A 23978-nucleotide genomic window follows, 5' to 3' on the forward strand; every position below is an offset into this window, starting at 1 on the left:
TAGCTCTAGTATAGTCCAGCTGATCGCCCTGAAATAATCAGGGCGATTTTATTTGCAAGAGGGAACAATGAATATCTTCAAAGCGTCTAAATGGATACGCCCACTTCTCACTCTTCCGTTATTCTTTATAATTCAGGGTTGTACACAAAAATTCAATGATGTTTCAGCAACCGTCCAAGAAGCATATGGTAACTACATCGATGTAGAGATGTCCTCAGACGAAATAAACGCAGTTCCTTATGCCAGTGCCTATTTGAGACTGGGGAATCAAAAACAGGTCTTTGTTGTTTTAGCTTTTGCAGAGCAAAATCCTCTCAATGGAAAAATACAACTGAAATGGGTAAGTGCTGACAAAGCTATGATCGTTACGGAGAATGGGCATATCGTCAAAACGATAGGTCTACAGAATGGGGACTTAGCGGGTGTTTATGGTGATGTGCCAGATTTTTCCTCTGATTCAGCCTCTGTTAACTACGCACTCTCATACGACTGGGCAACACAATATCGTTATGGCTTTCCAGCAAGTGTGACTCGTTCTTACTCAGGTCAAGAAACGTTGACGACACCAATGTCTAGCGCTACGACCAATGTATATAAAGAAACTGTTGAGTTTAGTAGTCTTTCCCACGGTATCGAAAATATTTATTGGGTTGATGAACTAGGTCAGGTTGTTAAAACCTTACAATATTTAGGACCTAACATGATCCCGGTTGAGTTGACCATTTTAAAGGGGTATAGCAAATCATGAGCAAGCAACTAATCACATTATTATGTTTGGTCATGCCACTTTTGAGCTCATATAGTTTAGCTCAAACAGAAACCTCTACAACACAGTCATTAAATGTTGAGTTGCTTCAGGTGGGTAAACAGCTACAATTCCAAGTACCTGCTCGTTTAGAAAGTGTGCTAGCACTCGCTTCAGAACACAACGTCTCACTACAATACCCTCTTGGTACGACTTTGTTTGATAAATCGGATCGTGCTGAGAAAACGTCTACCGCTTTAAAGAACTCGGTACTCAATCAAATGATCCAGCACAATTTGGTTGCACATCCATTCTATAAATTCATTAAGAAGCAAAGCTTTGCGCCACGAGCACTGTCTGCAATTGATGTTGATAAAATTCGACTAAATAAATTCGATAATCCTCTTTTGCACGGTACCTACGCTCTAGCGACTCCTCTACGCGAAGAGAAAGTGTATTACGTAGGAAACCTAAATAATGTGTATTCCGTTAAGGATCAGGCAGGCATCCCTTTACAAAGACAAATAGAGAACTTGGAAAGTAACATTGATACATTATCAAAGGCGCCAGTGTTGATTTACCCAGATGGACACGTAGTTAAGCCGCATCATGGAGCTTGGTTGACAACACAATATTACTTACCACCTCTGACATTGGTATATGTCCCGTTTGGTGATTTTGAAAACTCCGAAATGGATCAAGATATTGTCCGCCTACTCACTCAACTGATACCAAACTCCACAAAGAGACCGCAATGATGCCAATTAGAAAAAGCTTACCCCTTTCTTTAATGGGCCCAGCATTGGTTTGGGCTCAAGACATGCCGTTTGAAGCTCCCTCTTTACAACCTTCCCAATCTGATTTTGGTGGTGTTGGTTTAATGCAGATGCCAACAGGACGTATGGCACCAGAAGGTGAGTTCAACTTTTCTGTCACCGGAAGTGATGAATACCTTTTTTATAATGCAACATTACAAGTTATGCCTTGGTTGGAGACGACTATTCGTTATACGAGAGTAGCATCAATACCCTACGATCCAACTTTTCCTAATGTTGATAATGAGTACACCGATAAAGGTATAGACTTCAAAGTTCGATTGCTAAAAGAGTCTCAGTATATTCCTGAGGTCTCTCTCGGTGTCCGAGACTTTGCTGGAACAGGACTATTTGATGGTGAATTCATCGCAGCAACAAAACGTTGGTCCAATGGCAATATTGGAACATTCGATTTTACACTGGGGATAGGTTGGGGGTATTTAGGAACTAGAAATAACATATCTAATCCAACATGTAAGCTTTCTGAGAGTTTCTGCGAACGCCCTTCAGACACACTTGCCAGTGGAGGCACCACGAACCTAGATCGTGCTTTTAAAGGCTCAGCAGCTTTGTTCGGTGGGATAGAATATCAAACTCTACATTCCCCTCTTCGTTTGAAATTAGAATATGATAGCAACGACTATAGCGAAGACTTTCCAGCTGTAATGGCTGGTGTAGACATGTCCCCGCACACACCGTGGAACTTTGGAGTGCTCTACCGCCTAGGAATGGCCGATTTTCGTTTAAGCTATGAACGTGGAGACACGTTGGTCGCGGGCTTAACGCTAAACACTAATTTCAATGATATGCCATCATTCTGGCGAGACACACCAACCCCTGAAGTGAAAGATAACAAGCCTGAAGAACTATCTGATGTTGACTGGGAACGTGTAACAGAAGATTTAGATAAAATTGCTGGTTACCAAAACACGCGCATTTATGTCGATGATAATACAGTAACTGTCGTTGGTGAGCAGAAGAAATATCGTGACCGTAACGAAGCACACGAAAAAGCCGCAGCTGTACTCCATAATGAAATGCCTGACGGTATTGATATCTATGCGATCAATGAACGTAACCGAGGCTTAATCAGTGAGCAAACTATTATTTCTAAAGAGAAATATCGCGACTTTGCTCAAGTCAATTATATCAACCCGAAAATAGAAGATACCACCTCCATAGCTACTACTAAGCCAACAGGAGAGTCTGTCTATGATGGATTTGAGCGCTTTGATTGGGGCTTTGCACCAAAGTTAGTTCAAACACTGGGAAGCGCAGAAGACTTTTATTTGTTTAGTATTGGCTTGAGTGGCAGTGCTTCTTATTGGTTAGCTGACAACCTAGAGATCGGTGGCTCACTGTACTGGGATTGGTATAACAACTACGATAAGTTTATCTATGTCACTCCACCTGATGGCACTACCGTTCCTCGTGTTCGCACCATGTTCCGAGCTTACCAAAATGAACATGCTGTAACCATGTCAAACCTACAATTAACTTGGTTCCAAGAGTATTCCAATACGATGGATCAGCAATTCTACGCTGGCTATCTGGAGAGCATGTTTGCTGGAGTCGGTACTGAGTTTCTTTACCGACCACATGGAGCTAACTGGGCGCTTGGCGCTGACATCAACTTGATTTCTCAACGTGATCCACAAAGTTACTTCGGTGTTTACGATGAGAAATGGCAAAATGTACCGGAATATGGGCATCCGTTCCCAGTTATTGATAAAGGCTTCACTGGTTTTGTATCTGGTTACTACTACCCTCAATGGGATTTCCTACAAGATTTGATGATCCAAGTCGATGTTGGTCAGTTCCTAGCTGGTGATGTAGGTACACAAATCAATGTATCTAAGCAGTTCAAGAGTGGTGTCATTGCTGGCGCCTTTGCCTCATTTACAGACTTGTCTGCGGATGAATTTGGTGAAGGTAGCTTTACCAAAGGCTTCTACTTGTCTATTCCGTTTGACATCATGACCGTTAAGCCAAGTAACAATCGTGCGAACTTTAGTTGGCAGCCTCTTACTCGTGACGGAGGGCAGAAGCTCGGCCGTAAATACAGCTTAATTGAGTTAACCGACGAACGAAATCCTTGGTACCAAAGACCTAACCGTTCGGATGTGGAATAATAAAGTAATCAAGGGAGCTGCGGCTCCCTTTTCATATCCGGATACTGAGTCATAGAAGACTAAAACCTATCTTCCTGCTTCCAATAGCGCTACTTTTCGTTTCTTGCTAGAATTCCTGAGAAAATTTTAATCTATGGTGGAAGTTCTATGATCATCGTAACTGGTGGAGCTGGCATGATCGGCAGCAACATTGTTAAAGCACTAAACGAAGCTGGTATTAACGATATCCTGGTTGTCGACAACCTAAAAAATGGCAAAAAGTTTAAGAACTTAGTTGATCTGGACATCACAGATTACATGGATCGTGACGACTTTCTGACCCAAATTATGGCTGGTGACGATTTCGGTCCAATCGAAGCAATTTTCCACGAAGGCGCTTGCTCTGCAACGACAGAGTGGGATGGTAAATACATGATGCTAAACAATTACGAGTACTCTAAAGAGCTGCTTCATTACTGTTTAGATCGTGAAATTCCATTTCTATACGCCTCTTCCGCAGCCACTTACGGCGATACAGATACTTTCGTTGAAGAACGCGAATATGAAGGCGCACTGAATGTATACGGTTACTCGAAACAACAGTTTGACAACTACGTTCGTCGTCTATGGCAAGACGCTGAAGAACATGGTGAAACCCTTTCTCAAATCACCGGCTTCCGTTACTTCAACGTATATGGCCCACGTGAAGATCACAAAGGCAGCATGGCATCTGTTGCGTTCCATCTGAACAACCAACTAAACGCAGGTGAAAATCCAAAACTGTTTGCAGGTAGCGAGTCTTTTAAGCGTGATTTCGTTTACGTTGGTGATGTATGTAAAGTAAACCTGTGGTTCCTTGAAAATGGAGTTTCTGGCATCTTCAACTGTGGTACTGGTCGTGCAGAGTCTTTTGAAGAAGTAGCAAAAGCGGTCATTGCCCATCATGGAAAAGGCGAGATTGAAACTATTCCTTTCCCAGAGCATCTAAAAGGTGCCTATCAAGAGTTCACGCAAGCAGACCTTACCAAGCTACGCGCTGCCGGTTGCGATGTTGAGTTCAAGACGGTTGCAGAAGGCGTTGCCGAATACTTAACTATCCAAAACGGTTAAGCACCACAAGGTGGTAGAACCATAACCTGCCACCTTTACTCAAGTGCAATAGCCTGTATCATTCCTAACTATCTTTTTCTCATTTAAACCACTTCGCCAGTACACGAATAGGTAACTAGACACGCCATGACCATTAAACGTGATGACTTCGACCCTAAAGCATATAACCCTGAGTTTAAGCGCCACTTTCTGTCGCCTAAGTACTGGGGCACGTGGTTAGGTGTTATCTTATTTTTACCTTTATCATTAATGCCACTGGGTTTACAAAAGTGGTTGGCGAAAACCATAGCTAAAAAACTGTCTAAATCCCACAAAGGTCCAGCTCACCGAGCTAGGGTTAACTTTGAGCTTTGTTTTCCGGAAAAGTCGTTCCAAGAACGTGAAGCTTTGATAGAAAAAACACTCTACACAGCAGCCATGTTCTTTTTTCGCTTCGGGTTACTAAGTTTACGCTCACCAAAGTGGCTTCAGAACCGTTGCCAAATTCGCGGCCTAGACATTTTACGACAGCACATTGATAACAACGAAAATGTGATTTTAATGGTTCCCCACTCTTGGGCTATTGATGTGCCTGCTATCTTGCTCGCTTCAATGGGAATGCCAGTTTCTGCAATGGCGAAGAAACAAAAGAATGATGTTGCTGACTGGTTAATGCACAAGCAAAGAGTTCAGTATGGCGGCCGAGTTTACGAGCGCTCTGGTGGAATTAAGCCTTTTCTAAAATCTATTCGAGACGGCTACATTGGGTATTACCTACCCGATCAAGATCATGGCCCTGAACACAGCGTATTTGTCGACTTTTTCGCCACACGTAAAGCAACGCTCCCTGGATTGGGTAAAATTGCTAAACTATCACGTTCCAAAGTATTACCTCTGTTCGCTTCAATGAACACCGAAGATGGCACATTCGATATCGAAATTTTGCCTGCATTTGATTTAGACAAAGGTGAAGAACAAGACGCCCGCACCTGTAACGAAGCTATTGAATACTTCGTCGGTGATAAACCAGAACAATATATGTGGGTGCTACAGCTATTGCATTCACAAGAAGACGGCAACAATTATTACAATCTCTTTAAGCCGAGATACAACACTGACTGGCAAGTTGAAAAATGAAAAAAATTCTAATTATTGGCCCAGCATGGGTTGGTGATATGGTGATGTCCCAATCTCTTTACATCACACTAAAGCAACTGCACCCGGAAAGCCAAATTGATGTTATTGCACCCGGCTGGTGTAAGCCTATTCTTGAGCGTATGCCAGAAATTCACCAAGCAATCGAGATGCCGATAGGCCATGGTGAGTTTAATTTATTAGGCCGCAGAGAGATTGGTAAATCATTACGTGAAAAGCAATACGACCACGCTTATATTCTGCCAAAATCAGCGAAATCAGCGCTGATTCCTTGGTTTGCGAATATACCTCTGCGTACAGGATGGAAAGGAGAGATTCGCTACGGTCTTCTCAATGACCTGCGTCCAAATATGAAATCCTTCCAATACATGGTTGAGCGTTATGTGGCTCTCGCTTACTCTAAATCAGAAATGGTTGATTCATCTTCTCTTGGAGGATTGGGTACACTGCCTCGCCCTAGCCTGTCGATCAATAAAGAAGAACAGCAAACAACCATCAATAAATTCAATTTAGATCAAAAACGACCAGCTGTTGGTCTATGTCCTGGTGCAGAATTTGGCCCAGCGAAAAAGTGGCCGGAAACACACTATGCCGAAGTTGCTACACAGATGTGCAAAGCCGGCCATCAAGTATGGCTGTTTGGCTCTCAAAAAGACCTAGAGACTTGTAACAATATCCGTACACTTGTTCCAACACAGTTCCATGAACACATTCATGTTCTAGCAGGGCAAACCAGTTTAATTGAAGCGGTCGATCTTCTTGCTGCATGTAAAACGGTGGTCGCAAATGACTCAGGCTTAATGCATGTAGCAGCCGCTGTAGGTTGTAATGTCGTTGCTGTTTATGGCTCAACATCACCAAAGTACACACCACCACTGGCTGAAAAAGTTGAAATGGTTCATACCGATATCGACTGCCGACCATGTTTCAAGCGTGAGTGCCAATACCAACATTTGAAATGCTTGACTGAGCTATCGCCAAAACAAGTCCTAGATAGCATCCAGAAGCTCGAAGCCATTGCGACTAGTTCATGTTAATTCGAATTATTTATACGGCACTGTTAGCGCTTGCCTCACCATTTCTTTTATTGGGCTTATATAAAAGCAAGCCCAATAAACCCAAATTTGGAGGGCGATGGAAAGAACACTTTGGAATAACCCCACAGTTAAAAACGCATCAGCGTCCAATTTGGATTCATGCTGTTTCTGTAGGCGAAAGCATCGCGGCAACACCTCTAATCAAGGAACTCAAACAGCAATATCCAGAGCAACCTATCGTTGTCACAACAACCACGAGCACTGGTGCGGAACAAATAGCCAAGTTGGGTGATTTAGTTGAACACCGCTATATGCCAATAGACTTTGGCTTTGCTGTAAAAAGCTTCCTAAAGGCAATACAACCAAAGAAAATGCTAATTATAGAGACAGAACTGTGGCCAAATACGCTCAACGTCGTCAAACAAGCCAATGTTCCGATCACCGTAGTTAACGCTAGGCTATCAGAAAAATCCTGTCAAAATTACGCAAAAGTCCAATGGCTTTTTAACCAACTTCATCCATGCTTGACGCAAGTACTTTGTCAAACGGATTCTGATGCAGAGCGATTTGAACGCTTAGGCGTCAATAAAGAGAAGCTATCGGTCACGGGCTCGATTAAATTTGATATTCAAATTTCAGATCACGTGAAGCAACAAGGCAAAGCACTTCGAGCGCAACTTGGAAAAGACCGCCCAGTATGGATTGCAGCGAGTACGCATAAAGGCGAGGATGAACAGGTATTAGAGGCACATAAACAGATTTTAGAATCTCATCCCCATACTCTACTCATTTTAGTACCTCGGCATCCGGAACGATTTGACGATGTTTTCGCTCTTTGTAAAAAACAAGGTTTTGAAACTGTCCGTCGCACAGAAAAGCAACCTGCAGAAAACACGACTCAGATTTACCTAGGCGATACAATGGGTGAAATGCTCGTATTGATTGGTGCAGCAGACATCTGCTTTATGGGTGGTAGCCTAGTTGGAAATAAGGTCGGTGGGCACAACGTTTTAGAGCCAGCCGCTTTAGGCATACCTGTTGTTATCGGTTCAAGTTACTATAACTTCACAGAAATCGTGAAAGCAATGCGCCACCAAGATGCAATCATGCTCATCGAGAACAGCCAGCAGCTTTCTTTGTTCATCACCTCGCTACTCCGTGACGATAACCACCGTTTTGCTATCAGTAAAAAAACAACCGCGTTTGTTGCCGGTAACGCGGGAGCTTTGAACAAGACTCTAAAAGGGATAGAAGAGCACTCATAACCATGTCCATAACCATGAAAACATACGTAATAAATCTCAAAGAATCTGTTGAGCGTCGAGAGCATATGACCCAAGTGCTATCATCTATTAACTTTGAGTTTTTTGACGCCGAAAACATAAAGAAAGATCCGAACCACTTTATATACACCCTTTACGATGCGCAGAAAACGCGCAAGTACAAAGGCTATCAGCTAACCGTTCCGGAGTTAGGTTGCTGGGCAAGCCATATTGCTCTTTGGCGACATTGTGTAAAAATACAAGAACCAATTTTAATTCTTGAAGATAATATTGAACTACTTGGTCACCTGCATGAGCAGCTGGAAAACATAGAAAAGCTTACAGAGCAATATGGTTTAGTGAAGCTTGGTAATATTTTTGAGCGAAAACACGTAGATATAGCCAAGATAGATGGAAAATACAAACTAATAGCAAACCTGAAAGGTGCTTGTGGAACCTCTGCTTACGCTATAACGCCCACAACAGCAGAAAGATACCTCAAACAGATCGATGGTTTTTTCGAACCGGTTGATGACTTCATGGATAATGAGTGGCGAACAAATCAAACCATTTACAGTTACTTTCCTCCTTTAGTATCACGCAGCAATACGGCTTCGACTATAGGTAAGAGAAAAGTTAAATCAAATATAAGCTGGATAAACAAAATATATATCGAATGGTATAGGGTTTTCAAACAATGGAAACAAAAAGAATACAATCAACGAGCCAAATAATTTCAATATATACATTTTTCCACTTTAACATTTTACTCGTTATGGAACGGTTATGAGAAAAAAAACCATCATATCTATCATGCCACACTTAAAAGGCGGTGGTGTTGAAAAAGTAGTGTGCCAATTAAGCGATGGCTTGAGTCAATATGATGACTGTGATGTACATATCATTACAATCAAACCGTACGAAAGCCTTATACCAATTTCAAATAGTGTTAAGATACACCATGTAGACACAACTATTAGAAACTCTTTAAACCTTCGAATTAGCGAAAAGTCAAAATCAAAACTGATTGTTGATTATATTAAAAACAACATAACCACGTCTGAACCAGAACTGATACTGTGTCATCAAGATACAGTATCAAAGATCATGAGACACAGTGAATTTAATAATACTTTTCATGTCATTCACAGTACTCTATCCCACGATAAGCTTAGCAACTCAACGGGTTTAAAGCGTTTACTTAGAAGAAATAAGCTGCGCTCTCTGTACAAAGGTTTAAATATTATCTGTGTATCAAAAGGGGTTGAAGAAGACTTAAAAACAAACTTTAAGCTAACCAACACAAGTGTGATCTATAATGCGGTATGCCAACAGGCGCTTGAGCGTTACGCACAGGAACCCACTCAATTGCCAAGTAAAAAATACTTCATCAATGTGGGCAACTTTAGCCGTGCAAAACGACAAGATCGTTTAGTACGCGCATACTTGGAGGCAAACATCAAAGACGTAGATTTGGTTCTACTCGGTGAGTATTCGCACCGAACTAATGAAATACACGATCTGATGGCGCAGATGGAAGGTGCCGACAAGCGAATCCATATACCCGGCTTTGTGAGCAACCCTTATCCATGGATAGCAAACTCGAGTGGTTTTATCCTATCATCAGATTATGAGGGGCTACCGACAGTATTATTAGAATCCATCGCCTTAGGAACGCCGGTGATTTCAACCGATTGTAATAGCGGCCCCAGAGAGATCTTCGGAGAAAATTTTAAACACTGCCTCAGTGAAGTAAGCACATCAAGTCTGAGAGATAAAATCCTTGAGCTTTATAACTCTCCCAAGGATTTTACCATCCCGCTACGAGAAGAATTTTCTCTTAATTTTATGAGCCGCCAATACTATAAACTAATTAAACAACACCGCTAATCAATATTAAGAGTTTCTATTATGGGGGCATTTGCCCTCACTATTTTGTTCTTTTCAACATTCTGTGATATCAAACAACCAGCGCCAATAACACTGTTATCTCCGATCTCAACGCCTTGCAGAATAGTCACATTTGCACCAATGAAAACATTTCGACCGATTATGATTGGCTTACATGTGTAATCTGATGTCTTTCTTTTATCAGGAGAAAGTGGATGAAAATTACTCCCCAAACACATAAAACCGGGACCAATTAATGTTTCATCACCTATATGTATAGAGGATTTATCGGCAATAACGGCACTACCATTGTTAATCATCACATTTCGACCGATTTCAATAGTACTTTCTTCGCCTCGGGCTTCTATATATACTTCTGAAAGTCGCAATTGTGGAGATGTGTCATAACCCAAACAAACACCATCACCAATACTAACCCTTCCTTTACCCACAATCTTGACAGGCTGACTAATAGAAATATCCCTCCCAATTTCTGTCTGACCTTCCCTAAATAACGCATAAAATAAGAACTTTCTCCGGTATATACACAAAGCAAACTTTCTGTATTTGGCTATTATTTTTTTAATAATTAGATATCTCATACCAACATTACCACCTAAAGCTCAATGACAGAAGTAACTAGCAATCCCGCTCAACAACTAGAGTTTCTGAAATACTTCTTTACTCTTCTATTGAATTTAAACAATCGACTTAACTTAACACCTCGGGAAAAGTAAGCCTTCCATGCTTGAGCTTTACTATCAAATTCTCCACTAAAGAGAGCTCTTAATATTTCCACAAACAGATGTTTTTCATCTAGAGCTTTAACTACCTCTGTATTTCCTACAGTCTTAGCATCTTTTATATTCATCCGTAAATCAATTAACTCTCTTTCATACATCACTTTCCATTTATTGATGAATTCTTCTTTTGTTCTTTGTTTTAAGGCACTAATTCCAACATCATATCGATAGTCAATTAATGACTCCATTAACTTAATGCTTTTTCCTTTTAATCGGCTTCTGAAGATAAATACTCGATCTTCGTTAATAACTTCTTTATCAATTTCCGGAAAATCATTAAACAATGATGAGTCAATCGCTGCGGTACAGCCTGCTGGTAAAACTTGACGCTCGATAATTGATTGATAAGAGTCATCAAAAACTTCACCTTCATCTCTGCCAGAAACAAAGTTGCCATGTTCATCAATCTTGTCAAACTGCGACAAAATGAGCTTAACATCTCTCTGCTCTTTCCAGGCTTGATACTGTTTTTCAAGTCGTTGTGGCTTAGACATATCATCACCGGCCTGAACAACTATCAGCGTATCATTAAACATCCCTTTCAATTTATTAAATTGAGAGACGAGGCCAACATTACATTCATTTTTAATAAACTCAATATTAAGCCCTTCTGGCTTTTCCATGAGTGTTTTTTCAATCACCGTCTCGGTATCATCGGGGGAACAATCATCAAAAATGTACAACTTTTTAGGCCAAACCGTCTGATTAAATATAGATTTGATAGCACCTTCAATATACGCAGATTGCTTATAGCAAAATATTGCCACAATCATATCATCAATAATTTTCTTCATTTAATTATCCTAATATTGATTAATAATCCGAACAATTTTTTCTGCGTCTTCAACCGAAAGAGTTGGTCCCATTGGCAGGCTTAGCACTTCTTGGTGAATTCTCTCCGTCAAGGGCAATGTGTTTTCCGATAAACAGCGATAAGCCTCTTGTTGATGAGGAGGGGTTGGGTAATGTACCAGCGTTTGCACCCCCTCTTGGTGTAGATAACGAGCCAAATCTTCTCTATGCTCTGTTCTCACCACAAATAGGTGCCACACATGCTCTTCAGCCGAGTCAACTGTTGGTAAAATAATTTTGGAATTCGATATATTCTGTAAATATACGTTTGCGATCATTCGGCGGCGATCAGTTTCCTCATCCAGATGCTTTAGTTTTACTCTTAACATTGCCGCTTGAATTTCGTCCAAACGCGAATTAACACCCTGGTATTTGTTCTCATACTTTTTATGAGAACCATAATTTCTTAACGCTATCAGCGTCTCAAATAGCTCTTTGTCATCAGTCGTAATAGCGCCGGCATCACCAAGTGCACCCAGGTTTTTTCCAGGGTAGAAGCTAAATCCAGCAGCATGCCCCCAGGCGCCACATTTTTTCTTGTCGATTAACGCACCATGAGATTGCGCGCAGTCTTCCAGAACCAATAGTTGGTTCTTCTCAGCAATCCCCATAATTTCACGCATTGGTGATATTTGACCATAGAGGTGAACAGGCAATATGGCTTTTGTCTTCGAAGTGATTGCCGCCTCAATATTTGCCGCACTTAAGTTAAAAGAGTGTTCATCAGGTTCAACCAAAACCGGGACCAAACCATTTTCAGTAATCGCTAAAACAGATGCAATATAAGTATTTGCGGGCACAATTACTTCATCGCCGAGCTCAAGCTTCCCTAGCTCCTTCCATGCTCTTAAAGTCAGGGTCAAGGCATCTAGGCCATTTGCTACACCGATGCAGTACTTAGTTCCACAGTAAGCGGCAAAATCTGTTTCAAATTGACCCAGCTCCTTACCCATAATATACCAGCCAGAATCAATAACTCGGGCACAAGCTTCTTTCAGCTCAGCTTGATATTGCTGATTAATGCTTTTTAAATCTAAAAATGGAATCATTTTATTTCTCTGGGATATAAATCTCGGCGTCGCCTGTTATAACTTTCTTACGACCCACTTTACAGTATGTCTTAAAATAAACTCTTCGTTTATCTTTATCTATTTTTTCAATAATTACCGTCGCTGTTACTGTATCGTTGATATAAACTGGCATTCTGAACTTAAGAGATTGTGAAACATATACACATCCCTTACCCGGTAATTTAGTGCCAAAAAGTGCGGAAAAAAAACTAGCACTATTCATTCCGTGAGCAATTCTTTTTCCATACCTTGATTGACTTGCATATTCTTCATCTAGATGCACTGGGTTTCTATCTCCAGAGATCCCCGCAAATTGCTTGATATCAGCATCAGTGATTGTCTGTGAATATGACGCAGACATACCTACTTCCAGCTCCTCAATGTCATACATTTTCGATTTGCTCCTTATTCCAAGTTGCTACAACATCCTCTGGATAACCTCTGTGAAAATGCTTACGCCATGGATAAGCTGGCTTTCTGGAGCCATCTTTAAGTTTTATCTTTGATGTTGGACAGATTTTTTTTGCTGGAGAACCGGAATAAAGCATATCCTTTTCAGTTCGCCCACCAACGCAAGAATGAGCACCAACAAACACCCCTTCGGAAATTATTGAACCCGGCAATATAACTGACATCGTAGCCAGAACTGCAAAATCTTCAATTGTAGCACCCTGCATCACATTGCTAGGCGGGTGCGGATCGTTTGTAATGACAACATATGGAAAGATCCAAACAAAATTACCAATATGACTATGTTGACCTATATGTACATTACTGTGAGTTCTAACGTAATCACCTATAGTACAGTGTCCTTGAATATCACTTAAAGTACCAAGCTGAAAGTTTTCACCTACTATTGTTTTTTCTCGAACCGTAACATTGTGCCCTGTCGTCAACTTCGCACCAAATGTAGACCCTTCATAGAAAGTGCTCCGAGAGCGAATATATGAATCCGGACCAATAACCAACTTTTCACCGCCTGAAAGGTGATTGGATACACCTAACTCACAGTACGATTCAACGATCGTATTGTCACCAATTACAACATTCTCATGAATAATTGAATAAGCACCAATGGTAACGTTTTTACCTAACTCTGCGTTCTCAGAAACAATCGCTGTTGGATGTATGTTCATTTTTCATCTCTTCAAGGAATTTGCTATAATCACGAATATAATCTGCTTCATTATATACATCGCTTGCCAATACCAGCAGTACACAGTCTTCAGAAAAGTCTCTCATTTCATGCCACTGCATCACATCAATCATCAATCCCTTTTCCGGTGAATCTAATGTCACGGTCTCTTTATTTTTACCGTCATCCATTAAAATATCACAACGTCCTTTTAAACAGACTGCCAGTTGTACCAGCTCTTTGTGTGCATGAAAGCCACGGGGTAAGTCAGGCTGCATACCAAATAAGTAATAAACACGCTTAATATCAAACGGAATATTAATACTTCCCTCTAACGCAACAAGACTACCTCGTTCATCTCCAATAACTGGAAAATCAACCCATTTTATTAGTGCCAAAACTTATTCTTCCAATAATGCTAATAGATACTGACCATATTCGTTCTTTGCCAATGCGTCACCAGCCTGAAGTAATTGTTCTTTAGACAACCATCCTTGACGGTAAGCAATCTCTTCAAGGCAAGCAACTTTAAGACCTTGTACATTCTCAATGGTTTGAACAAATGAAGATGCTTCATGCAGACTCTCGTGCGTACCTGTATCTAGCCAAGCAAAACCACGCCCTAGTAGCTCGACATTAAGGTGACCTTGATCTAGGTACATCTGATTCAGAGTAGAGATTTCTAATTCCCCTCGTTCTGATGGCTGTACTTGTTTTGCCAACTTAACGACTTGATTATCATAAAAATACAGACCTGTAACCGCGTAGTTAGACTTAGGCGCCACCGGTTTCTCTTCAATAGAAACAGCATGCATATCAGAATCAAATTCCACCACACCAAAACGCTCAGGATCTTTCACTTTATAACCAAAGACCGTCGCACCTTCTGTTAATGCTGCGGCTTGCTGTAGCTTCGGCGAAAAACCTTGCCCATAAAAGATGTTGTCACCCAGCACCAAACATACTGAATCATCGCCAATGAATTCTTCACCAATGATGAAGGCTTGAGCTAAGCCATCTGGACTTGGTTGAATCGCGTATTGCAACTCAATACCAAACTCTGAGCCATCACCCAATAGACGCTGAAATCCTTCCTGGTCTTCTGGCGTGGTGATGATCAAGATTTCACGAATGCCAGCAAGCATGAGTACCGACAACGGGTAGTAAATCATTGGTTTGTCATACACCGGCAGTAACTGCTTAGAGACACCGCGTGTAATAGGGTAAAGGCGAGTACCCGAGCCACCTGCTAAAATAATGCCTTTCATTATTCGCCCGCTCCTAATCGCTCTAAACTGTATGAACCATCAAGCACGCGTTGCCACCATTGCGGATTATTGAGGTACCATTCCACGGTTTTGCGAATGCCGCTTTCAAAGGTTTCTTCTGGCGTCCAGTTAAGCTCTTGAGCAATCTTGGTCGCATCAATTGCGTAGCGCACATCATGACCTGGGCGGTCTTTGACATAAGTGATCAAAGATTCATAAGACTCAACACCTGCCGGCTTGTCTGGTCGCAGCTCTTCAAGCAAAGCACAAATGGTTTTCACTACTTCGATGTTTGCTTTTTCGTTATGGCCACCGATGTTGTAGGTCTCACCGATTTCACCTTCCGTCACGACTTTGTAAAGCGCGCGAGCATGGTCTTCCACAAACAGCCAATCTCGGATTTGCATGCCATCACCATACACAGGTAAAGGCTTGCCATCGAGGGCATTCAGAATCATCAGTGGGATCAACTTCTCTGGGAAGTGGTATGGGCCATAGTTGTTTGAGCAATTGGTTACGAGTGTTGGGAGACCATAAGTACGCTGCCAAGCGCGTACAAGGTGATCGCTCGACGCTTTAGACGCCGAGTATGGGCTACTCGGCGCGTATGAGGTGGTTTCGGTGAACAAATCATCCGTCCCCTCTAAATCGCCATACACTTCATCCGTAGAAATATGATGAAAACGAAACGCCGATTTGTTCGCTTCCTTAAGGCTTGACCAATATTGACGCGCCGCTTCAAGAAGATGGTAAGTGCCCATGACGTTGGTCTCAATAAAAGCAGCAGGACCATCAATAGAGCGATCGACATGCGACTCAGCCGCTAAATGCATCACCATATCGGGTTGATGCTCTGAAAACACGCGGTCTAGTTCAGTTCGGTCACAGATATCCACTTGCTCGAAGTAATAACGGTCACTGTCCGCGACATCTACCAACGACTCCAAGTTTCCTGCGTAGGTGAGCTTGTCTAAATTAACGACGCTATCTTGGGTGTCACGAATAATGTGTCGAACGACAGCTGAGCCAATGAAGCCTGCCCCGCCTGTTACTAGTATTTTCATTGCAAATGTTACCTACTTTAATGGGTACTTTTAGTGGGTGTACCGAAATGCGCTATTGGATTGTCTCACGAATAACTGACAAAAAGCTCACTTTACGTATTTTCAGTATAACCTTTTTGTACATGATCAAAATCGGACGCTTGCCAAATGATTTGGCGTTTGAGCAGTTCTTTTTTGAATGAGCGAAGAAGCCTTTCTAAGTTTTGCTTTTTCCAGTCGCCATGCTCTTGTTTGCGGCACTTATCAAAATCAATAATCCACACTTTATCTTTGTCATCGATCAAGATGTTGTGGATATTCAGGTCTGTGTGATTAACGCCAGCGTTGTGCATTTTGGCAATTTCTTGCCCTATTTTTTGATACATTCCTTCCGGTAACGGTTTTTCCTGCAAGATACTGACCAGGTCTCTTGCGTTAGGAATGCGCTCACTCAATAAATCGGCCTGATATGTCAATCCAGATTTCACAGCTCTCGCAGCAATTGGCCTTGGCACATGAACGCCAGCATTAATCAGTGTAAGTAATAGTTGGAACTCTTGCGCACAACGCGTTTGCTCCCAACCTGAAAACCAATAATTGTCTTTAACTAACTTACCAAATAAACCCCCGCGTCGATAATGACGCAGAGCGGCTTGCATCGTATCAAGCTGAACAAACCAAGTCGTACCACGCCCTGAAGCACTGCCAGTTACTTTGTTGGTGGATTGCCAATACTCGGCATCAAAAATAGGCTGACTAGGATCCTCAATAAGCTCCTCATCAAACCAAATGACTTGGTTGCTATCTCGATACTGATGAATCATGTTGTAACCTCTAGCCTAGGTAGCGACTGGCCAATATGTATAGCCAAGTAAAAGCTGCGAACGCTAACGCAACCATAACGGCTGCCGATCCTATATCTTTAGCGCGACCACTTAATTCATGGAGTTCAACACCAATGCGATCCACCACTGCTTCTATCGCAGAGTTAATCAGTTCGACAATCAGAACTAATACCACAACACCGATCAATAAGATGCGCTCAATCATCCCGACATCAACCATGCACGCTAAAATCACAGCAATGCTTAGCAAAGCGAGCTCTTGTCGAACAGCAGCTTCATGTTTAAAAGCGGCTTTTAATCCCTGTATAGAATAACCTGTCGCTTTGATAATGCGCTTTACCCCAGTATTGCCTGGCTTTCCAGATTCTTGCGATTGATGCGGTGTTGTCTTTGACATTGCAGAACACTTATCGGTACTTCGTTATATTGGAGCCGTGTATTTTACATTTATTCGGGATGTCTGCATAATTTACCTGCCTCTATTCATCTAGTCAGACAATAATTATGTTCACTTCTGCCCCATCGTCATTATGCATCTTGCGTTTATCCGCTATTGGAGATGTGTGTAATACCATCGCTACTGTGCAAGCAATCCAGAAACAGTGGCCAACCACGCAAATAACTTGGATTACTGGCAAGTTAGAAGCTCAGTTGCTAGCAGCTATTGAGGGGGTCGAAGTCATTGTATTCGATAAAAAAGCTGGTTTAGATGGCTATAAAGCCTTGTGGAAACAGTTAAAGGGCCGAGAATTTGATGCTCTGTTACATATGCAATATGCGATTCGAGCGAGCGTCGCGACTTTGGGCATTAAGGCAAAATACAAACTTGGTTTTTCGTCTGACAGAAGCCAAGATTTTCAAACACTATTCACTAATGTCAAAGTTCCCTCACCACAATCTCTGCACGTGGCGGATGGTTTGATGGCTTTTGCTCATCAAATTGGTATCCCTAACAATGAGTTAGACTGGGCACTTTCCTACTCCACACAAGACCAAGAGTGGGCAGAGAGTCATATTTCTTGCGACAAACTCAACCTACTGATTGTGCCAGGAGCCAGTAAAGCATATAAAAACTGGAATGCTGAAGGGTACATAGACGTCATCCACCATGCGAGAGCACAAGGTTGGAATGTAATTCTGGCTGGCAGCCCAGCTCAAGTCGAACTGGATTTGGCAGATGCCATTCAATCTCGACTGGAAGAGCCATGTCTAAATTTAGTTGGGCAAAGCTCAATCCTGCAAATGCTGGCTCTGATTGACAAAGTAGACATGGTCATCGCGCCTGATACCGGACCAGCTCACATGGCAAGCGCCATGAACACACCGATCATTGGTTTATACGCCCACCATAATCCAGTTCGAGTGGGCCCATATCGCTATCTACAGTATGCCGTCTCAGTTTATGAGGAAGTCATCTTGGCTGAAACAGGCAAAACCAGCCAACAACTAAGCTGGAGAACTCGTGCGAAAGATGAAAAAGCAATGAATCGCATCACAAGCAAGCAAGTGATTACAATGTTCAATCAAGTCGTAGAAGATTTGTACCCGCAATACCAGTAAACTCCCTGTATAGATTTGTTAAGAAGGAAGTCAATTTGTCCAAGCCAACTTTAGCCGTTGCCTTAATCGTCAAAAATGAAGAGAAGCATTTAAAAGCTTGTCTAGACACCGTAAAAGGTTGGGTTGATGAGATTGTCATCCTCGACTCGGGCAGTACCGACCGCACTGAAGAAATTGCCCGACAATACACCGATAAGTTCTATACCAACTTAGACTGGCCGGGGTTTGGAAAACAACGCCAACTTGCGCAAACTTATATCGAGTCCGATTTCGTTCTTTGGCTAGATGCCGATGAACGCGTGACTGACGAACTGCGCCAAGACATTCTGAATGCTATTAGTCAGCACAACGACGCAAATGTCTACCAAGTGAATCGCCTAACCACCGCTTTTGCCAAAGAGATTCGTCACTCGGGCTGGTCTCCTGACTGGGTAGTCCGTTTGTATAAAACTTCACAAACTCAATACAATGATGCATTAGTGCACGAAAGCGTGGTAATTCCAGATGGATTTAACATCGTGTCATTGAACGGACGCCTCAAGCACTTTACCTATGAAAGACTGGGTGAATACACACGAAAAACTCAACTGTATATGCAGTCTTGGGCTGACCAGCGAGAAGGAAAGAAATCCGCTTCTCTATCGAGTGCGTTTACGCACGGTTTTTTCCGATTCTTTAAGATGTATATCATCAAGCGTGGTTTCTTAGATGGACGACACGGCTTTTTGTTAGCAGTGTTAAGCGCAAACACCACTTTTACCCGTTATGCCGATCTGTGGCTGCGTGACTATGTGAAAAAACACAACAAAGAGCAATAATATGAATATTTGCCATGTGAATTTGGCTTCTGGCTACCATGGAGGAGAAAACCAAACCCTTCAACTCATCCAGCAACAAGTCAAATTGGGTTATAACCTTACGGTAGTCGCTAACCCTAAAAGCCCTTTTGCCGATGCCATCCGTAAACTGAACGTTAAGCTAGTGCTGGCGACTCACTTTACCAAGGCACACTCTAAAGCTGTAACTCAAAATTGTTCACTCATTCATGTTCATGAAGGACGCGCAATTTATTGGGCTCTTATTCAACACATGCTTTATGATAAGCCCTATATCATAACGCGCCGTATCGATAACCCTTTGAAGAAAAAATGGTTAGCAAATTTAGCCTACTCTAAAGCAAGTGCGGTGGTTGGCCTGAGCACAGCCATTGTTCAGAGAGTCAAAGACGCTTACCCAACGTCTACCACTTACAAAATACCAAGCTCCCCAGTGGTATACTCTGTAGATAAACAAGCAGTTAAAGTCCTAAGAGAGCGCTTTGCGGGTAAGTTTTTGGTGATTCATGCCGCAAACATGCTCAAACATAAAGGCTTCAATGTCACTATCGAAGCGGCAAGGCTACTAAAAGACATTGCGCCCTCTGTTCACATCTGTTTATTGGGCGATGGTCCAGAGCGACAAGCGCTTGAAGCACAAGCAGAAGGTCTAACTAACATTAGCTTTGAAGGTAAACAGAACAACATGGGTGATTGGTTTGAGGCAGCAGACTTACAAGTACACCCATCGTATACCGAAGGGCTTGGCTCTGTCATTTTGGAAGGTATGGGCTCTGGTTTACCTGTTATTGGTACCAACGCAGGAGGTATTCCTGACATCATCGACCACAACTCAAATGGATTATTGGTTGAGCCAGGTAATTCACAAGAACTGGCAGATGCAATAGTGAAGGTTTCCCAAGATGATGAATTGAAGCAACACTTCATCGCTCAGGGGCAAGAGAAATTGAAATTGTTTGATATCAACTACACTGCTAATCAATATGTAGACATTTACGAGACAGTTTTACGATGAAAAAAGTCATATACCCAGGTACTTTCGATCCAATCACAAATGGTCACCTTGATATCATCACTCGTGCTGCAGACATGTTTGACCAAATTATCATCGGTGTCGCAGCTAGCCCTTCCAAAAACACGCTTTTTAGCTTAGAAGAACGCGTAAAACTAGTCGAAGAATCAACGGCACATTTAAGTAATGTATCGACAGCTGGTTTTAGTGGGCTACTAGTTGATTTTGCCAGAGAGCAAAAAGCGAATGTGTTGGTCCGCGGCCTTAGAACAACGGTAGACTTTGAATACGAGTTCGGCCTTACCAGCATGTACCGCAAGCTGCTACCGGGAATGGAAAGCGTGTTCCTTACCCCAGCCGATGAATATGCTTTTCTCTCTTCCACCATTGTTCGTGAGGTTGCCATTCATGGTGGAGATGTAAAACAGTTTGTACCTGAATGTGTTTATACCGCTATCAATAAAAAGGTAGCACAATGAGTTTCAGGAAATTTAAGTATTACGCTGCAAATGGTCTGCAAGTCTTAGTTCCTAACGCTATTAGAAGTAAGTCAGCTCGTCATCTTATCGATAAATACCCGATGGATTCCTATATCCAAGAGCGAGTTGACTACTACAACAAGGTTAACGAGTCATTTGAACTTCCTGAAAACGAGTCGACACGTGTTGGCGAATACAAAAAGACAGGCGGTACAACATACTACTTCGACCTACACAAAGTGGTTAAGTCCTTCCCAGCTCAATACTTTTTCCAGTTTTTGAACGGTGATATTCGTTATGTCCCAGAATATCCATGCTTTCTTAAAAGTCGACCGATTGGGGAAAACAATCACAACTCCGTCTTACTAAAGTTAAATGAGATTCGTCACTTCCAGTTTATTTCTGATAAACAGTCATTTAGAAACAAGAAAGACATGGCAGCGTGGCGTGGTGTTGGATACCAACCACACCGTAAAAAAGTGATAGAGCAGTACTATAACCACCCACAATGTAACATTGGTCAGACACAGCCAAGCAACGGCGATCCTTGGGAAAAAGGATTTATGTCGATTGAAGAACAGCTTAATTACAAATTTTTGCTCGCCATTGAAGGTAATGATGTTGCAACTAACCTCAAATGGGCGATGTCATCAAACTCGCTGGTGATCATGTCTAAGCCTAGATATGAAACTTGGTTTATGGAGGGTCGCTTGCAAGCAGGTATTCACTATGTAGAGGTGAAAACTGATTACTCTGACTTGATAGAGAAAATGGAGTACTACATCGCTCATCCTGAAGAGGCAGAAGCCATCATCCAAAATGCACACGAATGGGTAGAACAGTTTAAAAACCCTCAACGAGAAAAATTAATCTCTCTGTTAGTAGCAAAGAAGTACTTTGAAAAATCAGGGCAAATATAATTTGCCCTGATCCATATTTCACTTCTGACACTCATTGCAGAAGAAGGTATTACGTTGGCCAATTTTTAGCTCTTGAAGCGGCTCTCCACATTCTGGGCAAGGCTCACCCGCTTTTCCATACACTAAAAGTTCTTGAGCAAAATAACCCGGCTTGCCATCGGCTTGAGTGAAGTCTTTTAAAGTCGTACCACCTTGGTTAATGGCAATTTTTAGCGTGGCTTTGATGTTTTCCACTAACAGCACCCACTCTTGGGGTGTCACTTGACCTGCTTGTCGGGTTGGGAGAATACGAGACTTAAACAGAGATTCATTGGCGTAAATATTCCCCACACCGACCACGACTTTGTTGTCCATGATGAACTGCTTTACCGCGACACGCTTACCTTGCGCTTTATCGGCAATGTACTCGCTATTAAACGAATCAGTTAGAGGCTCTGGTCCCATATGATCAAGTACCGCATGGGACTCACCAGGAGCGCACCATAGCCAAGCACCAAAGCGTCGAGGATCGTTATAACGCAGCACTTTACCATTTGTAAGTTTGAGATCGACATGATCGTGCTTAGCCGCAGGAAAATCAGCATCCAACACACGTAACGAGCCGGACATTCCAAGGTGCACAATAGCAGTTCCTGCATCCGTTTCTATGAGCAAATACTTTGCGCGACGATGAATGGCTCGAATCACTTGCCCTTCAAGCAATTTCAGCTCTTGCGGGATATCCCAGCGCAGTTTGGGGGTGCGAAAAACAAATGCCTTAATCGTTTGTCCAACCATATGTGGACTAATACCCATCCGGCTTACTTCAACTTCTGGTAGTTCAGGCATTTATTTCTCCTTAGAACACTCAAAGCCTTACTGAAAGGCAGTTAGAATAATCGAAAAGTACAAGCGTAAACACTGCTTACCTACGAGGTTATTGACCACCTCTCACTTAGGCATGATGTAATTGCTATCAACAGAAATCGCGATCCACTTGTCTTGCCAATTCTTGAACAACCAAAAATCATGAAGACGATAAAGAGTAATTCGCTGCGGTTCTTCGACGCCTTGATACCAGACTTCGATGGTTTCTGGTGTGCCTAACTTATCTTTAAGAGTGTCGTATTGCTGCGCAGATAACTCCGTACCTTCGAGCGCTTGCCAGCGAGCAATAAGTTCAGATAGAGGGAGAGGAACATCTGCATTCGCATGCCATCGCCCATCGCGAAACTCCAATTCAAGACTATTGGAATAAATAGCGCTAACCGAATGATCAGTTCGAAGTAAATGCGGATAAGGATCAACGTTCTCTGACAACAAGTACGTTTTGATCCACATCGGTGCATTTAAGATCACGATAAACGCGATAATGCCCAATATTAGAATATTGTTCCAACGGCGACGGCGAGTCGGACTAATACGCATAACGGTTCCTACTATCTTAGTTCTAGTGACAAACTAACAAAGGTTACAGGAATTGACTAGAGCATCAGCATGTAAACATGGTGAAGGTGGATTTGAAGGAATAGTGAGGATTTCAGATAATAAAAAACCCAACTCGAAAGTTGGGTTTTTCAAATCGTCAAAGAGACAAAACCAATTATTTGATTTTAGCTTCTTTGTACATAACGTGCTGGCGTACAACTGGATCAAATTTCTTGATCTCAAATTTGCCTGGCATGTTACGCTTGTTCTTATCAGTTGTGTAGAAGTGGCCTGTACCTGCTGAAGATACTAGACGGATTTTCTCACGAACGCCTTTCTTTGCCATTGCCTATTTCCTCTTAAACGTTTTCGCCACGTGCACGGATATCAGCAAGAACAGTATCGATACCTTTCTTGTCGATGATGCGCATACCTTTTGCAGTAAGGCGTAGTTTAACAAAACGTTTTTCGCTCTCTACCCAGAAACGATGAGTTTGTAGGTTCGGCAGAAAACGACGCTTAGTAGCATTTCGTGCGTGTGAACGGTTGTTACCCGTTACTGGACGCTTACCAGTTACTTGGCATACTCGTGACATGAATGTCTTCTCCAAAATCGTTTCAGCTCGATATCAACCTTGGTGGCC

28 protein-coding genes are annotated in these 23978 nt (G+C 42.2%); 14 read left to right on the top strand and 14 right to left on the bottom strand.

Annotated elements, in window-relative coordinates:
• Nucleotides 1-67 precede the first annotated feature (67 nt).
• From ACF8EG_RS09160 to ACF8EG_RS09200, 9 genes are all read left to right on the top strand, one after another.
• A complete protein-coding gene (locus ACF8EG_RS09160; protein ID WP_140278278.1) occupies nt 68-748 on the top strand; it encodes a YjbF family lipoprotein in 681 nt (226 codons plus the stop codon).
• Nucleotides 745-1503: a capsule biosynthesis GfcC family protein gene (locus ACF8EG_RS09165; RefSeq protein ID WP_140278279.1), complete on the top strand. Its 759-nt coding sequence runs from the start codon at nt 745-747 to the stop codon at nt 1501-1503. The genes ACF8EG_RS09160 and ACF8EG_RS09165 overlap by 4 nt, the downstream gene beginning before the upstream one ends.
• On the top strand, nt 1500-3692 hold the full coding sequence (locus ACF8EG_RS09170; RefSeq protein ID WP_276419634.1) for a YjbH domain-containing protein: 2193 nt from the start codon (nt 1500-1502) through the stop codon (nt 3690-3692). Before ACF8EG_RS09165 ends, ACF8EG_RS09170 begins: the two co-directional genes overlap by 4 nt.
• A 147-nt stretch (nt 3693-3839) precedes the next feature.
• Nucleotides 3840-4781: an ADP-glyceromanno-heptose 6-epimerase gene (rfaD, locus tag ACF8EG_RS09175; RefSeq protein WP_025501525.1), complete on the top strand. Its 942-nt coding sequence runs from the start codon at nt 3840-3842 to the stop codon at nt 4779-4781.
• Between the two features lie 126 nt (nt 4782-4907).
• Nucleotides 4908-5897 (top strand): lauroyl-Kdo(2)-lipid IV(A) myristoyltransferase, encoded by a 990-nt coding sequence (gene lpxM, locus ACF8EG_RS09180; RefSeq protein ID WP_029832234.1) that lies wholly within the window; start codon nt 4908-4910, stop codon nt 5895-5897.
• Nucleotides 5894-6952 carry a lipopolysaccharide heptosyltransferase II gene (gene waaF / locus ACF8EG_RS09185; protein WP_140278282.1) on the top strand — a complete coding sequence of 353 codons (1059 nt, stop codon included), beginning with the start codon at nt 5894-5896 and terminating at the stop codon, nt 6950-6952. The genes lpxM and waaF overlap by 4 nt, the downstream gene beginning before the upstream one ends.
• Entirely contained in the window at nt 6946-8217 is a 1272-nt protein-coding gene (waaA, locus tag ACF8EG_RS09190) for a lipid IV(A) 3-deoxy-D-manno-octulosonic acid transferase (protein WP_140278283.1), read from the top strand. The genes waaF and waaA overlap by 7 nt, the downstream gene beginning before the upstream one ends.
• Before the next feature lie 14 nt (nt 8218-8231).
• Complete coding sequence (locus ACF8EG_RS09195; RefSeq protein WP_020904338.1) at nt 8232-8948, top strand: glycosyltransferase family 25 protein; 717 nt, start codon at nt 8232-8234, stop codon at nt 8946-8948.
• A gap of 52 nt (nt 8949-9000) precedes the next feature.
• The gene (locus ACF8EG_RS09200) at nt 9001-10104 is read left to right on the top strand and encodes a glycosyltransferase (protein WP_276419630.1); all 1104 of its coding nucleotides are present in this window, start codon (nt 9001-9003) and stop codon (nt 10102-10104) included.
• Here ACF8EG_RS09200 and ACF8EG_RS09205 read toward each other — a convergent pair.
• From ACF8EG_RS09205 to ACF8EG_RS09250, 10 genes are all read right to left on the bottom strand, one after another.
• On the bottom strand, nt 10101-10706 hold the full coding sequence (locus ACF8EG_RS09205) for a DapH/DapD/GlmU-related protein (protein ID WP_020839971.1): 606 nt from the start codon (nt 10704-10706) through the stop codon (nt 10101-10103). The genes ACF8EG_RS09200 and ACF8EG_RS09205 overlap by 4 nt on opposite strands.
• A gap of 50 nt (nt 10707-10756) precedes the next feature.
• Complete coding sequence (locus tag ACF8EG_RS09210; RefSeq protein ID WP_276419627.1) at nt 10757-11701, bottom strand: glycosyltransferase; 945 nt, start codon at nt 11699-11701, stop codon at nt 10757-10759.
• Between the two features lie 9 nt (nt 11702-11710).
• Complete coding sequence (locus ACF8EG_RS09215; protein WP_025507485.1) at nt 11711-12808, bottom strand: DegT/DnrJ/EryC1/StrS aminotransferase family protein; 1098 nt, start codon at nt 12806-12808, stop codon at nt 11711-11713.
• 1 nt (nt 12809) lies between these two features.
• Entirely contained in the window at nt 12810-13220 is a 411-nt protein-coding gene (locus tag ACF8EG_RS09220) for a MaoC family dehydratase (protein ID WP_020839968.1), read from the bottom strand.
• The gene (locus tag ACF8EG_RS09225; protein ID WP_020904340.1) at nt 13213-13965 is read right to left on the bottom strand and encodes an N-acetyltransferase; all 753 of its coding nucleotides are present in this window, start codon (nt 13963-13965) and stop codon (nt 13213-13215) included. Before ACF8EG_RS09225 ends, ACF8EG_RS09220 begins: the two co-directional genes overlap by 8 nt.
• Nucleotides 13934-14362 carry an FdtA/QdtA family cupin domain-containing protein gene (locus tag ACF8EG_RS09230; RefSeq protein ID WP_020839966.1) on the bottom strand — a complete coding sequence of 143 codons (429 nt, stop codon included), beginning with the start codon at nt 14360-14362 and terminating at the stop codon, nt 13934-13936. Before ACF8EG_RS09230 ends, ACF8EG_RS09225 begins: the two co-directional genes overlap by 32 nt.
• Nucleotides 14363-14365: 3 nt before the next feature.
• A complete protein-coding gene (gene rfbA, locus ACF8EG_RS09235; protein WP_025573493.1) occupies nt 14366-15232 on the bottom strand; it encodes a glucose-1-phosphate thymidylyltransferase RfbA in 867 nt (288 codons plus the stop codon).
• A complete protein-coding gene (gene rfbB / locus ACF8EG_RS09240) occupies nt 15232-16296 on the bottom strand; it encodes a dTDP-glucose 4,6-dehydratase (RefSeq protein ID WP_047707739.1) in 1065 nt (354 codons plus the stop codon). The genes rfbA and rfbB overlap by 1 nt, the downstream gene beginning before the upstream one ends.
• Nucleotides 16297-16388: 92 nt before the next feature.
• Nucleotides 16389-17099, bottom strand: a complete 711-nt coding sequence (locus ACF8EG_RS09245) for a 3-deoxy-D-manno-octulosonic acid kinase (RefSeq protein WP_276419625.1) — start codon at nt 17097-17099, stop codon at nt 16389-16391.
• Nucleotides 17100-17109: 10 nt separating this feature from the next.
• A complete protein-coding gene (locus ACF8EG_RS09250) occupies nt 17110-17517 on the bottom strand; it encodes a diacylglycerol kinase (RefSeq protein WP_276419624.1) in 408 nt (135 codons plus the stop codon).
• Between the two features lie 107 nt (nt 17518-17624).
• Between ACF8EG_RS09250 and ACF8EG_RS09255 the strand changes: the two genes are divergently transcribed.
• From ACF8EG_RS09255 to ACF8EG_RS09275, 5 genes are read left to right on the top strand one after another with little or no spacing between them, the layout of a single operon-like run.
• Nucleotides 17625-18680, top strand: a complete 1056-nt coding sequence (locus ACF8EG_RS09255) for a glycosyltransferase family 9 protein (protein ID WP_276419621.1) — start codon at nt 17625-17627, stop codon at nt 18678-18680.
• A 35-nt stretch (nt 18681-18715) separates the two neighbouring features.
• Nucleotides 18716-19498, top strand: a complete 783-nt coding sequence (locus ACF8EG_RS09260; protein ID WP_029829998.1) for a glycosyltransferase family 2 protein — start codon at nt 18716-18718, stop codon at nt 19496-19498.
• Nucleotide 19499: 1 nt separating this feature from the next.
• Nucleotides 19500-20531 (top strand): glycosyltransferase family 4 protein, encoded by a 1032-nt coding sequence (locus ACF8EG_RS09265; protein WP_025499279.1) that lies wholly within the window; start codon nt 19500-19502, stop codon nt 20529-20531.
• On the top strand, nt 20528-21007 hold the full coding sequence (gene coaD, locus ACF8EG_RS09270) for a pantetheine-phosphate adenylyltransferase (protein ID WP_029829996.1): 480 nt from the start codon (nt 20528-20530) through the stop codon (nt 21005-21007). The genes ACF8EG_RS09265 and coaD overlap by 4 nt, the downstream gene beginning before the upstream one ends.
• Entirely contained in the window at nt 21004-21927 is a 924-nt protein-coding gene (locus ACF8EG_RS09275) for a glycosyl transferase family 90 (protein WP_140277868.1), read from the top strand. Before coaD ends, ACF8EG_RS09275 begins: the two co-directional genes overlap by 4 nt.
• Nucleotides 21928-21945: 18 nt before the next feature.
• Here the strand turns inward: ACF8EG_RS09275 and mutM are convergent, their stop codons facing one another.
• The 4 genes from mutM to rpmB form a co-directional block, all read right to left on the bottom strand.
• Nucleotides 21946-22755 carry a bifunctional DNA-formamidopyrimidine glycosylase/DNA-(apurinic or apyrimidinic site) lyase gene (gene mutM / locus ACF8EG_RS09280; protein ID WP_276419620.1) on the bottom strand — a complete coding sequence of 270 codons (810 nt, stop codon included), beginning with the start codon at nt 22753-22755 and terminating at the stop codon, nt 21946-21948.
• Between the two features lie 102 nt (nt 22756-22857).
• Nucleotides 22858-23334, bottom strand: coding sequence for a hypothetical protein (locus ACF8EG_RS09285; protein WP_021486880.1), 477 nt, complete (start codon nt 23332-23334; stop codon nt 22858-22860).
• Between the two features lie 175 nt (nt 23335-23509).
• On the bottom strand, nt 23510-23680 hold the full coding sequence (rpmG, locus tag ACF8EG_RS09290; protein WP_004410866.1) for a 50S ribosomal protein L33: 171 nt from the start codon (nt 23678-23680) through the stop codon (nt 23510-23512).
• A 13-nt stretch (nt 23681-23693) separates the two neighbouring features.
• On the bottom strand, nt 23694-23930 hold the full coding sequence (gene rpmB, locus ACF8EG_RS09295; protein ID WP_005467944.1) for a 50S ribosomal protein L28: 237 nt from the start codon (nt 23928-23930) through the stop codon (nt 23694-23696).
• Nucleotides 23931-23978: the final 48 nt, after the last annotated feature.

The organism is Vibrio sp. YQ_11, assembly GCF_043103065.1.
GTDB lineage: Bacteria > Pseudomonadota > Gammaproteobacteria > Enterobacterales > Vibrionaceae > Vibrio > Vibrio parahaemolyticus.

What these genes read in the sequence shown, in the direction of transcription:
- rpmB (WP_005467944.1), bottom strand. Translation starts at nt 23,930, where the DNA reads ATGTCACGAGTATGCCAAGTAACTGGTAAGCGTCCAGTAACGGGTAAC.
- ACF8EG_RS09205 (WP_020839971.1), bottom strand. Translation starts at nt 10,706, where the DNA reads ATGAGATATCTAATTATTAAAAAAATAATAGCCAAATACAGAAAGTTT.
- ACF8EG_RS09255 (WP_276419621.1), top strand. Translation starts at nt 17,625, where the DNA reads ATGTTCACTTCTGCCCCATCGTCATTATGCATCTTGCGTTTATCCGCT.
- waaA (WP_140278283.1), top strand. Translation starts at nt 6,946, where the DNA reads ATGTTAATTCGAATTATTTATACGGCACTGTTAGCGCTTGCCTCACCA.
- coaD (WP_029829996.1), top strand. Translation starts at nt 20,528, where the DNA reads ATGAAAAAAGTCATATACCCAGGTACTTTCGATCCAATCACAAATGGT.
- waaF (WP_140278282.1), top strand. Translation starts at nt 5,894, where the DNA reads ATGAAAAAAATTCTAATTATTGGCCCAGCATGGGTTGGTGATATGGTG.
- lpxM (WP_029832234.1), top strand. Translation starts at nt 4,908, where the DNA reads ATGACCATTAAACGTGATGACTTCGACCCTAAAGCATATAACCCTGAG.
- ACF8EG_RS09215 (WP_025507485.1), bottom strand. Translation starts at nt 12,808, where the DNA reads ATGATTCCATTTTTAGATTTAAAAAGCATTAATCAGCAATATCAAGCT.
- ACF8EG_RS09225 (WP_020904340.1), bottom strand. Translation starts at nt 13,965, where the DNA reads ATGAACATACATCCAACAGCGATTGTTTCTGAGAACGCAGAGTTAGGT.
- ACF8EG_RS09200 (WP_276419630.1), top strand. Translation starts at nt 9,001, where the DNA reads ATGAGAAAAAAAACCATCATATCTATCATGCCACACTTAAAAGGCGGT.
- ACF8EG_RS09195 (WP_020904338.1), top strand. Translation starts at nt 8,232, where the DNA reads ATGAAAACATACGTAATAAATCTCAAAGAATCTGTTGAGCGTCGAGAG.
- ACF8EG_RS09285 (WP_021486880.1), bottom strand. Translation starts at nt 23,334, where the DNA reads ATGCGTATTAGTCCGACTCGCCGTCGCCGTTGGAACAATATTCTAATA.
- ACF8EG_RS09160 (WP_140278278.1), top strand. Translation starts at nt 68, where the DNA reads ATGAATATCTTCAAAGCGTCTAAATGGATACGCCCACTTCTCACTCTT.
- rfbB (WP_047707739.1), bottom strand. Translation starts at nt 16,296, where the DNA reads ATGAAAATACTAGTAACAGGCGGGGCAGGCTTCATTGGCTCAGCTGTC.
- mutM (WP_276419620.1), bottom strand. Translation starts at nt 22,755, where the DNA reads ATGCCTGAACTACCAGAAGTTGAAGTAAGCCGGATGGGTATTAGTCCA.
- ACF8EG_RS09275 (WP_140277868.1), top strand. Translation starts at nt 21,004, where the DNA reads ATGAGTTTCAGGAAATTTAAGTATTACGCTGCAAATGGTCTGCAAGTC.
- rpmG (WP_004410866.1), bottom strand. Translation starts at nt 23,680, where the DNA reads ATGGCAAAGAAAGGCGTTCGTGAGAAAATCCGTCTAGTATCTTCAGCA.
- ACF8EG_RS09265 (WP_025499279.1), top strand. Translation starts at nt 19,500, where the DNA reads ATGAATATTTGCCATGTGAATTTGGCTTCTGGCTACCATGGAGGAGAA.
- ACF8EG_RS09210 (WP_276419627.1), bottom strand. Translation starts at nt 11,701, where the DNA reads ATGAAGAAAATTATTGATGATATGATTGTGGCAATATTTTGCTATAAG.
- ACF8EG_RS09245 (WP_276419625.1), bottom strand. Translation starts at nt 17,099, where the DNA reads ATGATTCATCAGTATCGAGATAGCAACCAAGTCATTTGGTTTGATGAG.
- rfaD (WP_025501525.1), top strand. Translation starts at nt 3,840, where the DNA reads ATGATCATCGTAACTGGTGGAGCTGGCATGATCGGCAGCAACATTGTT.
- rfbA (WP_025573493.1), bottom strand. Translation starts at nt 15,232, where the DNA reads ATGAAAGGCATTATTTTAGCAGGTGGCTCGGGTACTCGCCTTTACCCT.
- ACF8EG_RS09250 (WP_276419624.1), bottom strand. Translation starts at nt 17,517, where the DNA reads ATGTCAAAGACAACACCGCATCAATCGCAAGAATCTGGAAAGCCAGGC.
- ACF8EG_RS09165 (WP_140278279.1), top strand. Translation starts at nt 745, where the DNA reads ATGAGCAAGCAACTAATCACATTATTATGTTTGGTCATGCCACTTTTG.
- ACF8EG_RS09170 (WP_276419634.1), top strand. Translation starts at nt 1,500, where the DNA reads ATGATGCCAATTAGAAAAAGCTTACCCCTTTCTTTAATGGGCCCAGCA.
- ACF8EG_RS09220 (WP_020839968.1), bottom strand. Translation starts at nt 13,220, where the DNA reads ATGTATGACATTGAGGAGCTGGAAGTAGGTATGTCTGCGTCATATTCA.